Raw genomic sequence first — 14,128 nt, 5'->3', positions numbered from 1 at the left:
ACGCAAAACCAGTATAATAATAAGGACGAGGTGAAGGGTTGGAAAGCAGGGGCTTTACTTACTTGGGCTCTCAGGACCCTTCCTTCAACAAGACTAGTGGTATGATGAATACTGCATATACAAAACCTAGGAGGAATTTTAACTATGAAATTAGAAAAATTTGCTCACCCAACTGAAGGCGAAAAAATTCAAATTGATAACGGTACACTTCAAGTACCTAGTAACCCAATCATTCCATTTATCGAAGGTGACGGTACAGGCCGTGACATCTGGAAAGCTTCCAAACGTGTATTGGATGCAGCTGTTGAAAAAGCATACGATGGCAACAAAAAAATTGCATGGTATGAAGTGTTTGCTGGACAAAAAGCATTCGATACATACGGTGAGTGGTTGCCGAATGATACGCTTGAAGCCATTCGCGAGTATATCGTAGCAATCAAAGGACCATTGACTACGCCAATTGGTGGCGGTATCCGTTCTCTGAACGTAGCTTTGCGTCAAGAGCTTGACTTGTACACATGCCTGCGTCCTGTTCGTTATTTTGACGGTGTACCTTCTCCGGTAAAACGTCCTGAGCTGGTAGACATGGTCATTTTCCGTGAGAATACGGAAGATATCTATGCAGGAATCGAGTATGCTGAAGGTTCTGAAGAAGTGAAAAAAGTAATCCAGTTCTTGCAACAAGAGATGGGTGCTAACAAAATTCGCTTCCCTGAAACTTCCGGTATTGGTATTAAACCAGTTTCTTCCGAAGGTTCGAAACGTTTGGTACGTGCAGCAGTTCAGTACGCAATTGACCATAACCGTAAGACGGTTACATTGGTACACAAAGGTAATATCATGAAATTTACCGAAGGTGCCTTCAAAAACTGGGGATACGAAGTGGCTGAAGAAGAATTCGCTGACAAAGTATTCACATGGGCACAATACGACATCATCAAAGAAAACGAAGGTACAGATGCAGCGAATGCAGCACAAAAAGCCGCTGAAGATGCTGGTAAAATCATCGTGAAAGATGCGATTGCCGATATCGCTCTGCAACAAGTATTGACTCGTCCAGGCGAGTTCGATGTAATCGCAACCCTGAACCTGAACGGTGACTATCTGTCCGATGCACTTGCTGCACAAGTTGGAGGAATTGGTATCGCTCCTGGAGCGAACATCAACTACGTAACAGGACATGCTATCTTCGAAGCGACTCACGGTACTGCACCTAAATACGCGGACAAAGATGTCGTGAACCCAGGTTCCGTTATTCTGTCCGGTGTAATGTTGCTTGAGCACTTGGGATGGCAGGAAGCCGCTAACCTGATCTACAAAGGTATGGAAACATCCATTAACAATAAAACAGTAACGTATGACTTCGCACGTCTGATGGACGGCGCTACTGAAGTGAAATGTTCTGAATTCGCTGATCAAATCATTAAAAACCTGTAAGGGGAGATGTGAATCTTGACTATTCAGCGCAAAAAAATCACAGTAGTCGGCGCCGGGTTTACCGGAGCTACGACCGCATTGATGCTTGCCCAAAAGGAACTCGGGGATGTTGTACTGGTTGATATTCCTCAACTGGAGAACCCGACGAAGGGGAAAGCACTCGATATGACGGAAGCAAGTCCGGTTCAAGGATTTGACAGTCATATCGTCGGTACTTCCAACTATGAAGATACTGCAGGTTCTGAGATTGTAATCATCACGGCGGGTATCGCCCGTAAACCGGGTATGAGCCGCGATGATCTGGTCAATACGAATGCGGGTATCGTGAAGTCCGTTTGTGAAAATGTGAAAAAATATTGCCCTGATTCCATCGTCATTATTCTAAGCAACCCGGTTGATGCGATGACTTATGCAGCTTATCAGACCCTGGGTTTTCCTAAAAACCGTGTTATCGGTCAGTCAGGTGTTCTGGATACAGCACGTTATTGTACCTTCATTGCGCAAGAGCTGAATGTATCTGTTGAAGACGTTCGTGGATTCGTTCTTGGTGGCCACGGAGACGATATGGTACCTCTCGTTCGATATTCAAGCGTAGGTGGCATTCCGATCGATACGCTGATTCCGGCAGACCGAATCGAATCCATCGTTCAGCGCACACGCGTTGGCGGTGGTGAAATTGTGAATCTGCTCGGTAACGGCAGTGCATATTATGCACCGGCGGCTTCACTCGTTCAGATGACCGAAGCGATTTTGAAGGACAAGAAACGCATCATTCCAGTGATCGCTTATCTTGAAGGTGAGTATGGCTACAATGATCTGTTCCTCGGTGTACCAACCATTCTAGGTGGTAACGGCATTGAGAAAATATTCGAACTTGAACTGACCGCAGAAGAAAAAGCAGGATTGGACAAATCAGCTGATTCGGTTCGCAACGTCATTTCGGTAGTAAACCTGTAAGTTTGAAAACTTTTTGAACAGAAACAGAGAGAAAACCTCCGGTAAACCCGGAGGTTTTCTTTTCTTTGGATAAGTTCCCCAGTATAATGGGATGTGATGTATAGCACACCGAAAATGTTGAGGAGGATGAAAATTTTGGGAATGATTATGTATCTGCTCCATATTGTTGGAGCGCTGGCGATGGGATTCTATTTGATTCTGCCATTCGTGGTCGGTAAAATCCGTACTTTGAATGCTGCAGCACAAGAGGGAGCATTTGCGTCGCTTCGTTCTTTGAACAAAGTCGCGCAATATGGACTTGTGATCCAACTTCTTACAGGCGGTTACCTGATGACAAAAGGTGAGTATTCTCATATCTGGATGGCTGTTGTTGTCGTTCTGCTCTTGGCTATTGCGGCTATTGGAGGAATTATGGGTAAACCGCTGCGGCTTGCTGCAGAAGGTGTGAAAAACAAGCGTGATGTAGGGGCAGAACAAAGCAAGATCCGTATGTTCAGTACACTTTTGGCTGTATTCTTGCTAATCATGGTGTACCTGATGGTGAATAGCCAGGTGATCTAAGCACGTTGTGCACGGTTAATTCATCATTAAGATATGTATTGATAGCGGTATCTTAAGCGTTTGCACACGTAATAAGGACAAGCTCGATGAGATGTAGATGGTCTTTACGTTAACAAATGAAAAACAGACAGCCTTTTGGGCTGTCTGTTTTAGTTGTTGCCATGATGAGGTCGACAGTCAGGGTATGTGAAATGGAGTTACAGAGATGGCTATCAAACATATCCCTAAACATATCCCATCAGACACGGTCTGTATTGGTTAGACTGTACTTACAGCATGTACACGAACTGCATTCCGACCATTGCGCTTGGACTCGTATAAGGCAGTGTCAGCGTCGCGTAACAAGGACTCCAGCGAATCCGCACCTCCATTATACTGAGCAATACCAAAGCTTGAGGTCAGCGTAATAGGGGCTCCCTGAACATCGAGCGGTTCATTCAACAAGGCAACTCTTAGTTGCTCTGCAAGTTTCTCGGCTTCCTGAAGTGAGGTATTCGGAAGAGCGATCACGAATTCTTCTCCTCCATAACGTGCGAACAACATCTCAGGGTTCAGGTAACGATTACAGACGGAGACAACATGAATGATGGCCTGATCGCCAACATCATGCCCGTACGTATCGTTGATGCGTTTAAAGTAATCAATATCAAATAATATAAATGAGGCAGGTTGCAGGTTAAGGTGAGCTTCACTTAAAATTTCCCGACCTTTATGCAAAAATTGAGTGCGATTATAAATTTTGGTCAGACCATCGAAATAAGCCAGTTGCTTCAGTTGTTCTTGCAAGAAACGTTGCTCCGTGATATCGATAAGCATAATCAGACTACCCACGGTCTGTGCATCCTTGTTAAAAACGTAAGATGTCCTGACCTGATAACATACGGTCTCTCCATTTAACTGCCAGTACAGATCCATTTGCAATCCTTCCCTGCCGTATTCAACCGGAAAAGTCTCTCCAGCGAGGTTAAGCCATATGTCATCCAAGGGTCGCCCAATCATGGTCGGATTAATCTCTGGCAACATGTCACGCATAGATCGGTTGTAATCGACCAGACGATTGGAGCTATCCAGTACGATAACACCTTCACGCATGCTCTCGAAAATACTGTCCTTGGCGATCGGCACGATGGTCAGGAGACGAGAGGATAGAATCGCCCAGATGTACATGGCAGATGTGATACACATGAGCACCGGTACAGGGTCCATCCCGCCTGGCGTCAAACCAAGCAAATACAGGAAAGCTGCGACCATGGGAATAATCTGTGAAGTAATCAGAGTAAGTAACTGACGACGATACATCTTCTTGGTATGTTTCCATTGCCCAATCAGAATGAGGCAGGCACACAACAAACAGGAGAACGTGAAGGCACCGTGTACAACATACCATTGGCCTACTGCGATATCCATCAGGGGTACGGGACTATCTTCTCTTAGCCATACTTTTTTATAAAAAAGATGATGAAAATCATTGGTTGCTACCATACATAGCGTAATGGAAGGGATTACAAACAGCGCGGCAGTTACCTTTTTGGATAACGTTCTTCCGGTATATTTTATCATCAGGATGAGACCAAGAGATGCGGAGAAGGGCATGCCTATATACTCCACGGTGGTCCAAAACTTCATTTGCTCCAGCGTGTTGCTGGCCAGCTCAATGGCATACCCGAAGGTATATATGGAGAGTGCTGCAGTGTAGAGAATGAATACTTTGGCACTTGGGATTTCGGATCTTCTGAAATAGGTATATAAACACAAAAAGACATTCAGCACGGCTGAAGTGGCTACAAGTGTTATATATGAATTAATGTGCGATTCCATTGTCAGGTCTCCATGTCAGGTTAGAATGATCAAGCCTGTAATGATAATTAAAGCATATCTGTATACTGTACATTGTACATCAGCCCAAGCAGCATAGGAATACACTTTGTATCATGAAGCAGTCTAATTTCGAATAAATTTCGAATTTTCGGTAAATCGATGAAGATCAAATATCTATGTCTTCTTTTTACAAAAGTCGGGATCAGTCTTCATACAACCATGATATTTTAGGATTAGCCCTGTATAGAGTTGAACGTAGTCCATATCGATATGTTTCCTGATGGATGGGAATGGTCACCATGTCATCTGTGATATGATAGACCGAGCAAGTTTACTTCGGGGGGACAGTCATATGAAAATGAGCAAACAAAATGCAGCACATTATATATGGGGCGGGAAGTGCGATGGTTGGCACCTCGTTCAAAATGAAACACTCAGCATTATTCATGAACGAATGCCTGCAGGAACGTCTGAAATCCGACATTATCATTCGATAAGCCGTCAGTTTTTTTTCATCCTCAGCGGTGAAGCCTGTATGGAGCTTAATGGAGAAACGTTCGTGCTCGAAACCCATGAAGGAATAGAGATCCCTCCGGGAGAGCCTCATCAGATGATGAACCGGAGCGACGAAGAAGTGGAATTTCTCGTTATTTCCAATCCTGGTACCCGTGGGGACCGAATTGAACTGGATTCATTGTAGCGTGAGTCATTAGATATTAATTAATCTGATCATAAAAGGAAGAGATAGATGAGACCGTTCCGAATTCGCCTTGCCATCATAATGATGGTGCTGATCGGTGTATCCGTCATTGTGGCTGGATATACGATGGGCAGAGTGTTTAAGACTACACATACTACCGCACTGGAGCAAACGATGGTGCGTGAAATTAATTTGCTCAAAGCAACCTTCCCATTCCATGATGCAAGTGATCCAACCTCGCAAGCAACACGAAAATATTATTCAGATCGAGCGCTGGAATTGGATCGTCTGACTGATTCGCGGGTAACCTTCATCAATAAAGACGGCACGGTCATCGGAGATTCCGAGAGTGATCCGGCATCGATGGATAACCACTTGAACCGGGAGGAGATTAATGGTGCTGTTGGGGATGGATACGGGCAGTCTATACGTTATAGTGAAACGTTAGGACAGGACATGCTGTACGTGGCACTACCTGTGAATTCGGATCAAAGTGACATGATTGAAATTCCGAGCGGCAAATTTGATGGCTACATCCGTCTATCCATGAGTTTGCAGGCTGTGGATCAGGGTCTTCAGCGTGGATGGATGATCATGTTTGCTGCACTTGGACTGCTGTTCCTGATTGTCGCGTTTGTCAGTTATCGGGTTGCACGCGGATTAACCTCTCCGATTGAGCATATTACGAAAGTGGCCCATCGAATTACCAAGCTGGAATACGATGCGAGAGTGGATGTCACGCGTAGAGATGAGATCGGACAGCTGGGGCTTGCGATAAACGGAATGGCAGACAGCTTGCAGTCTCAGCTGAAGACGATCCGTGACAATGAGGCGCTGTTACAGAGTGTCTTGGCGAATATGACCGGAGGCATTGTCATGATTGATGCAGGCCAATCCATTGCACTGGTTAATCGGGAAGCGGAGCGTATGCTGGGTATTCAGGCAGGTAAGGTTACAGGTAAGCCTTATATTGAACTGAAGAGACACTACGAGCTAACCCGCACCATTGAAGAGAGTGTTGCCCTCAAAGAACGGATGCATGAAGAAGTGAGTGTGTTCAACCCGGAGGAAAAACTGATTCGCATTGACGGGGTACCGATGTCCGAAGATGATGGTGGTTATCGGGGCATGTTGTTCCTTTTGCAGGACGTGACAGCGATCCGTCGACTGGAGTCGATGCGTAGTGAGTTTGTTGCGAATGTCTCTCACGAACTCAAGACACCTGTTGCTGCGGTCAAGGGGTTTGCCGAAACGTTGCTTAGTGGAGGGGTGCAGGATAAGGAGACGGAGCGCTCATTCCTGAAAATCATCTATGATGAGGGAGATCGACTGAACCGATTAATCGGGGATATTCTGGAGTTATCCAAAATTGAATCCAAACGTGCGCCGCTGCAATGCTCCCCTGTTCATGTGCATTCTTTCTTTGAAATGGTGCTGGGCACCTTATCCAAAGTGGCGGAGAAAAAGCAGATTCGTCTGGAAATGCATGTTCCGGAAGAACTGTACATTGAAGCAGATGAGGACAAGATGAAGCAGATATTCATCAATCTCTTATCCAACGGAATCAACTATACCCCAGAGGGTGGACGGGTGAAGTTGCAGGTGACGATGGATAACGATGATGAAGTTGTGTTTGCGGTGTCGGATACAGGCATTGGCATACCGAAAAAAGATTTGCCGCGAATCTTCGAACGATTCTATCGCGTCGATAAAGGCAGATCCCGTAATTCCGGAGGCACGGGTCTTGGGCTTTCCATCGTGAAACATCTGGTGGAATTACATCATGGAAAATTGTCTGTAGAGAGTGAACTGGGCATGGGCACAACATTCCGTGTGATTCTCCCATTCATTCAAGACGAAGAGATGTAGGTGCCAGGTATCAATGTAAAAAGTATGTATTGTTTTACACAGCGTTAACAAATTAGTGCTATGATAGAAAAAGTGTTGTGGCAACAGACAACCTATGAAGAGAGAAGGGGTATCATGGCACAGCGTTTGCTAGTTATTGAAGATGAACCTACATTATCAAGATTACTCACGTATAACCTGACACAAGAAGGTTATGACGTTACAGCTGAGGATCACGGATCTGCAGGATATGACCGGGCCTTGTCTCAGGAATTTGATCTCATTTTACTGGATCTGATGCTTCCGGGTATGAATGGTCTGGATATACTGAACAAGTTAAGAATTCAGGGTGTCAGTACACCAGTTATCATTCTGACGGCGAAGACCGGTGAAGCCGAGGTTGTACAGGGACTGAAATCGGGTGCCGATGATTATATTACCAAACCATTTGGTGTATCGGAGTTATTAGCCAGAGTGGATGCAGTATTAAGACGTTATTCCAATGGTGAAGATTTACCACAGCCTGAGGACAAGGATGGTTCACGAATTATTTTGGGAGAGCTGGAGATCTATCCTCTGAAGTATGAAGTGACACTCGGTGGACAATCCATCAGTCTACGTCCAAAAGAGTTCGAAGTACTGCTATATTTGGCCAAAAAGCCGGGTGTGGTGCTGACAAGGGATGATCTGATGAACGCGGTGTGGGGCTTCGATTATATCGGGGGTCAACGAACCGTAGACGTTCACGTCAGCTCGTTACGTAAAAAGCTGGAATTAGACCCGGAATCGGTTCACATTGATTCCATTCGCGGTGTAGGATATAAATTGGTTGTCAAAAGAAAAACTCCCCATCATTCAAGTTAGCAATGATCGGGGAGTTTTATTTTACGTTCTTTTAACATAAAGGAAGATTTTTCTTTACGTAGAGGGAGTAGCATGGACTTATCTGAGTGATACTTTGTACCTACATAACCCGCCTCAAGGCGGAGGTATTACGTAAAGGAGATTGCGCATTTATGCCCATGTTGCTCGAAGTGAAACCCGATCAGCCTGTTGTTGTTTTACATAATGAAGAAACGGTTGTTATCGTCGAAGAACCTGTAATCCATTTGCATCAATATTATCGTCAGGTTCCTGTCGCCGGGGTCCATACGACCTGTGGAGAAGCGGCGACCATGATGAATCAGGATCAGGAGCACCCGTGCATCGTATTATGTGATGAGCAGATGAAACCGACCGGATTATTAATGCGAGAGACGTTATATCGGATGTTGAATGGTCGTTTTGCCGCAGATCTATTCTACCGTAAACCGGTCATACAAGTAGCGAATGCATCTCCGGTTATTGCGGATATTCATATGGAAGCCACAACGATTATTGATATTGCACTTGGACGCAATGAACAGCATTTCTACGACTGTCTGCTCGTTACGGAACAAGACAGACTGCTCGGTGTGCTGACAATGCGTGACGTAATGTCTCTCTCCCGCACACTGCAACAGGCTTCTTCGGCAGAGCGCGTACGTACGGTTACCGAGAGCAGACAAGAGATATCCAGAATCAATGATGCGGTCACCAAGCTGGTACAAGCGGCTAATCAGACTGTACATGAAGCCCGTGAGATCATGGCATTATCGAAGCATGGAGAAGAGAGTTTGAAGCACGTCGATGCTTCGTATAACCGCGTACATCAGCATATGGATAGCCAAGGTCAACATGCGGATTACATGCTGGATTCGATCAAAACAGGCTCAGGCATGGCACATTCCATTCGTTCCCTGGCAGATCAGAGTGGCCTCCTTGCCCTGAATGCTTCCATCGAAGCAGCTCATGCGGGTGAATATGGACGAGGCTTTCAGATTGTTGCAGGTGAGATCCGCGCGCTCGCGAAACAGACCCGTGAAGTTGCAGGCAATATGTCTTCATTGCTTGAGAATATTGGTGGCTTGACCCTTCAGACGGTAGAGCTGGTTAAGGCAAGCGGAACCGAGATTGACGATAGTTCGGTGCATGTGACCTCTGGAGGAGCAACGTTCCGACAACTGAACAGTGCAGTGAGAGATCTGTCCCGGATAGCAGAGGAGATAGCCATGGAAGGCGGGAAAGCTGGAGAAGTCGCAGAGCATATACGCATGAGGCTGGATGAGATGGTTTCGGATAGCGAGTGATATATAAGCAAATCAATAAGGCAGGCATCAGGAATCAGATTGATCCATTAAGCAGATCATGAAGGTTAAGGATGTCTTTTTACATTCCGTTAACATGAAAGTGATACTGTTTTTACAATGAAAGGGTAGGATATTAAAGATGGCCGAGCAGCGATGAATGATTATCAGCATCGGTCTCAACGTAAAGGGAGTTTCAGTGTCCCTGCAGCGAAGGAGAAGTGAACATCCATGAAGGACCTCATTCACATTGAAAATCTTAATTTATACTATGATACGCATCACGCGCTTAAAAATATATCGATGGATCTGCCGGAAAAAACCGTTACTGCGTTCATCGGGCCGTCAGGTTGCGGTAAATCGACATTGCTTCGCACATTGAACCGGATGAATGACATGATTCCGGGAGTTCGTGTGGAAGGACAGGTTATGCTGAATGGATCTGATATTTACAGTAATGAGATTGAAGTCGAGACACTGCGCAAACGGGTCGGCATGGTGTTTCAACAACCGAATCCTTTCCCGAAATCCATCTATGATAACGTGGCTTATGGACCGCGTTTGCACGGGGTAACCCAAAAGGCTGAACTGGATAAGTTGGTGGAACAGAGTCTTGTCCATGCGGCACTGTGGGATGAAGTGAAGGATGTATTGAAAAAGTCGGCACTTAGTCTGTCCGGCGGACAGCAGCAGCGTCTCTGTATTGCACGTGCGCTGGCTGTCCAGCCTGACGTTCTGCTAATGGATGAAGCGACATCGGCACTTGACCCGATCTCCACATTGAAGATTGAGGAACTGGTGAAGGAATTGCATCATAAGTACACGATCGTTATGGTTACCCACAATATGCACCAAGCGGCACGGGTATCTGGGCGTACGGTATTTTTCCTGAATGGTGAAGTGGTGGAGGCAGCTGATACGGAGACGTTATTCTCCACACCGCAAGATTCCCGGACCGAGGATTATATATCCGGAAGGTTCGGTTAAGCGAGCTGAATTGCAACGATCCCGGCATACCCGGAGATGATGGATAAGGAGGACATGAAATCTATGATTCGCAGAAAAGAATTTGATCAGGAGCTTGAAGAGCTACGTACCTTGCTCAAGCAAATGGGTGAACATGTAGGAGCGGCACTGGATGGTGCCATTGAGAGTCTGCAGACGATGAACGCGGAGAAAGCTCAGGTCATCATCAAGAATGATGCGAATCTGAATGCCCTTGAAGACAAGATTATGGAACTTGGCTCCAAACTGATCATCACACAACAACCGGTGGCGAAGGATCTCAGACGTATTATCGTTGCCTTCAAAATTTCCAGTGATCTGGAGCGTATGGGAGATCTCGCGCTCGACGTGGCGAAGGTAACCCTTCGGATGGACGGACAGAAATTGATTAAACCTCTGGTGGATATTCCGCAAATGGCAGAAATCGTGAAATCCATGATTGATGAATCCATCGAATCTTTCCTGAAAGAAAACACAGACCTGGCCTATAAAATGGCTCAAACGGACGATCAGGTCGATCAACTGTACAGTCACATGATCAGTGATCTCTACACATTAATGACGGAGCACCCAAACCAGGCTTCTCAGGCTATGTTGCTGATGATGGTTGGACGTTACATTGAACGTATTGGCGATCATGCGACCAACATTGGTGAGAGCACGGTATACCTGGTAACAGGTAAACGTCCGGATCTGAATCAATAGGAAGAGCATTGTTATGGAATTGGGGAATCAGTGCTGATTAAGTAATGCAATCATATGAATGGAAAAGGACTTTCTCTCAGGTAGGCTGTGTACAGCTGTCTGTGGAGAAGGTTCTTTTTTGCGGGTAAAACTGAAGTGAAAAGATGGCTATTCTTTTTGATGTGACAGGTGGGTATGGTATCATGAGAGTAGATGTAAATTGAAAAGGTTGACCATATGATACGCGAGGTGCTGGAATGGACAAGTTTATTCTCATAGATGGAAATAGCATTATTTACAGGGCGTTTTTTGCAATGCCGCCACTGACCAACTCGAAAGGTCTGCATACCAATGCGGTATACGGCTTCACCACGATGCTGCTGAGACTGCTTGAAGAGCATAAGCCTACACATGTTATGGTCGCTTTTGATGCAGGCAAAATCACGTTCCGCCACGAAGGGTACCAGGAATACAAGGGCGGTCGGGAGAAAACACCACCAGAATTGTCAGAGCAATTCCCGTTGCTCAAAGAACTGCTGAAAGGACTTGGCATCGCTCAGTTTGAGCTGGCTGGATTCGAAGCGGATGACATCATCGGAACGTTAACCAAACGCGCAGATGAAGCGGGCAGACAGGTGCTCGTTGTATCGGGTGACAAAGATATGCTGCAACTTGCCTCCGAACATGTACATATCGGGCTGACGCGTAAAGGGGTAACTGATATCGAGCTGTATGATCCTGCTCAGATTAAGGAGCGCTATGGTCTGACGCCGTTGCAAATCATTGATCTCAAGGGCCTGATGGGCGATGCGTCTGATAATATTCCGGGTATTCCCGGGGTAGGAGAGAAAACAGCGTTGAAGCTTTTGCACCAGTTCGGATCGGTAGAAGATGTGTTGAATGGCACAAGTGAACTGAAAGGCAAAATGAAGGAGAAGATTGAGGCCCACGCCGAAGATGCCCGGATGAGCAAACAACTCGCGACGATTCACCGGGAAGTTCCACTAGAGCAGACGTGGGAGGATATGCAATTCGCCGGATTAAAAGAAGAACATGCTGGCCCTGCATTGGCCAAGCTGGAATTCAAATCTTTGCTCGAACGCCTGTCGTTCAGTGGTAGCATCGGTTCGGAACAGGAAGCGGTTCCTGCTGCTGAGGTGGAATCTTCCATTGCAACAGAGGATAACATCAGTGAGCTGTTCAGTTCTCTGGATTCCATTGATGTGCTCCACGTGGAGACACATGGGGATAACCCGCACCAAGCGAAATTGATTGGACTAGCTGTAGGTTCCGCTGGAACATATACGTTCATATCTCCTGAGTTGCTTCATTCCGAGGCAGCGGCCCCAGTGCGGGCATGGCTTGGCAATTCAGAGCAGCCGAAGCGCGGGTATGATCTTCACCGTGTAGACCTGGCCCTTCATGCGCATGGCATTGAATTCGCAGGTGCGTCATTTGATGTACAACTGGCAGCGTATTTGCTTGATCCAACGGAATCCAATCAGACGATTAGTGGACTCACGACCAAGTATGGTCTGCCGTCGCTCGTAGAGGATGACACGGTTATGGGCAAAGGGGCAAAGTACAAGGTACCGGAAGTGGAGATCTTGGGCGATTTCCTATGCCGCAAAGCTGCTGCAGTAGCAGCCATTATTCCACTTCAGGAGCAGGTGCTGGAAACGGATGAGATGAATTCGCTGTTCCATGAACTGGAAATGCCGTTGTCACGCATATTGGCAGACATGGAGAAACTGGGTATCAAGGCCAATACAGCCGATCTGCAGGCTTTGGGCAGTGAATTTGAAGAGCAGATCGGCAGGTTGATGGCGGAGATCTATAAGCTGTCTGGAACGGAATTCAATCTGAATTCACCGAAGCAACTGGGTGAGATTTTATTTGATAGACTGGGCTTGCCGGTGGTGAAGAAAACAAAAACGGGTTATTCCACAGATGCGGAAGTATTGGAGAAATTGGCTCCTTATAATGATGTGGTCAAGCATATTCTGCAATATCGTCAGCTTGCCAAGCTGCAATCCACTTATGTGGAAGGATTACTCAAAGAGATTTCCAATCGGGATGGCAAGGTGCATACGTATTACCGTCAGACCATTGCTGCAACAGGAAGACTTAGTAGTCAGTTCCCGAACTTGCAGAACATTCCGATTCGGATGGAGGAAGGTCGCAAAATCCGGAAGGTATTTGTTCCTTCCGAGCCTGGATGGTCTATTTTGGCAGCAGACTATTCCCAGATTGAACTGCGTGTACTGGCCCACATTTCGGACGATGAGCGCTTGAAGGAAGCATTTGTCAACGATATGGATATTCATACGAAGACCGCTTCGGATGTATTTGGCGTGAAGCCTGAGGATGTGGATGGAGATATGCGTCGTTCCGCCAAGGCAGTTAACTTTGGTATCGTGTATGGAATAAGTGATTATGGTTTGTCCCAGAACCTGCACATTACGCGTAAAGAGGCTGCACAGTTTATTGATCAGTATTTTGAAGTCTTCCAGGGTGTACGCCGATATATGGATGACATTGTGAAGGAAGCTCGCCAGGATGGTTACGTCAAAACGTTGTTGGAGCGACGTCGCTACCTGCCAGAGATTAACGCCAGTAACTTCAACCTGCGTTCCTTCGCAGAGCGTACGGCGATGAATACCCCTATTCAGGGAACAGCGGCAGATATCATCAAGCTGGCTATGGTACAGATGGATGAAGCGCTGCGGGAACGCAATTTGAAGAGCCGTATGTTGCTTCAGGTGCACGATGAGCTTGTATTCGAAGTGCCTGCGGATGAATTGGAACTAATGAAAGAACTAGTACCTTCTGTTATGGAAAAAGCATTGGAACTGTCTGTTCCGCTGAAAGCAGAAGTCAGCTTTGGGGATAACTGGTACGAAGCAAAATAAATCATGTACTGCGCGGTTTTTCCGGTATTTTACAATAGACC

At 46.2% G+C, this 14,128-nt stretch carries 11 protein-coding genes; 10 read left to right on the top strand and 1 reads right to left on the bottom strand.

Annotated features, from left to right (window positions below; all coding sequences use genetic code 11):
- The first annotated feature begins 144 nt into the window (after positions 1–144).
- From icd to HF638_RS02360, 3 genes are all read left to right on the top strand, one after another.
- A complete protein-coding gene (gene icd, locus HF638_RS02370; RefSeq protein WP_036609828.1) occupies positions 145–1,437 on the top strand; it encodes an NADP-dependent isocitrate dehydrogenase in 1,293 nt (430 codons plus the stop codon).
- A 15-nt stretch (positions 1,438–1,452) separates the two neighbouring features.
- On the top strand, positions 1,453–2,394 hold the full coding sequence (gene mdh / locus HF638_RS02365; RefSeq protein WP_169478698.1) for a malate dehydrogenase: 942 nt from the start codon (positions 1,453–1,455) through the stop codon (positions 2,392–2,394).
- Between the two features lie 135 nt (positions 2,395–2,529).
- Positions 2,530–2,955: a hypothetical protein gene (locus tag HF638_RS02360; protein ID WP_169478697.1), complete on the top strand. Its 426-nt coding sequence runs from the start codon at positions 2,530–2,532 to the stop codon at positions 2,953–2,955.
- Between the two features lie 258 nt (positions 2,956–3,213).
- Here the strand turns inward: HF638_RS02360 and HF638_RS02355 are convergent, their stop codons facing one another.
- A complete protein-coding gene (locus tag HF638_RS02355; protein ID WP_169478696.1) occupies positions 3,214–4,773 on the bottom strand; it encodes a histidine kinase N-terminal 7TM domain-containing diguanylate cyclase in 1,560 nt (519 codons plus the stop codon).
- Between the two features lie 352 nt (positions 4,774–5,125).
- Between HF638_RS02355 and HF638_RS02350 the strand changes: the two genes are divergently transcribed.
- From HF638_RS02350 to polA, 7 genes are all read left to right on the top strand, one after another.
- Positions 5,126–5,473: a cupin domain-containing protein gene (locus HF638_RS02350; RefSeq protein WP_169478695.1), complete on the top strand. Its 348-nt coding sequence runs from the start codon at positions 5,126–5,128 to the stop codon at positions 5,471–5,473.
- Positions 5,474–5,521: 48 nt separating this feature from the next.
- A complete protein-coding gene (gene pnpS / locus HF638_RS02345) occupies positions 5,522–7,342 on the top strand; it encodes a two-component system histidine kinase PnpS (RefSeq protein ID WP_169478694.1) in 1,821 nt (606 codons plus the stop codon).
- 114 nt (positions 7,343–7,456) lie between these two features.
- Complete coding sequence (locus HF638_RS02340) at positions 7,457–8,185, top strand: response regulator transcription factor (protein WP_062833557.1); 729 nt, start codon at positions 7,457–7,459, stop codon at positions 8,183–8,185.
- Positions 8,186–8,337: 152 nt separating this feature from the next.
- A complete protein-coding gene (locus HF638_RS02335) occupies positions 8,338–9,489 on the top strand; it encodes a methyl-accepting chemotaxis protein (RefSeq protein ID WP_169478693.1) in 1,152 nt (383 codons plus the stop codon).
- 228 nt (positions 9,490–9,717) lie between these two features.
- A complete protein-coding gene (gene pstB, locus HF638_RS02330) occupies positions 9,718–10,473 on the top strand; it encodes a phosphate ABC transporter ATP-binding protein PstB (RefSeq protein WP_169478692.1) in 756 nt (251 codons plus the stop codon).
- A 63-nt stretch (positions 10,474–10,536) separates the two neighbouring features.
- Entirely contained in the window at positions 10,537–11,196 is a 660-nt protein-coding gene (phoU, locus tag HF638_RS02325) for a phosphate signaling complex protein PhoU (RefSeq protein ID WP_017689478.1), read from the top strand.
- Between the two features lie 236 nt (positions 11,197–11,432).
- The gene (gene polA, locus HF638_RS02320; RefSeq protein ID WP_169478691.1) at positions 11,433–14,087 is read left to right on the top strand and encodes a DNA polymerase I; all 2,655 of its coding nucleotides are present in this window, start codon (positions 11,433–11,435) and stop codon (positions 14,085–14,087) included.
- The last annotated feature ends 41 nt before the right edge of the window (positions 14,088–14,128 follow it).

Source organism: Paenibacillus sp. SZ31 (assembly GCF_012912005.1).
Lineage (GTDB): Bacteria > Bacillota > Bacilli > Paenibacillales > Paenibacillaceae > Paenibacillus.
Note: the sequence above shows the minus strand (reverse complement) of the source record. Positions and strands in the feature narration are given on the sequence as shown.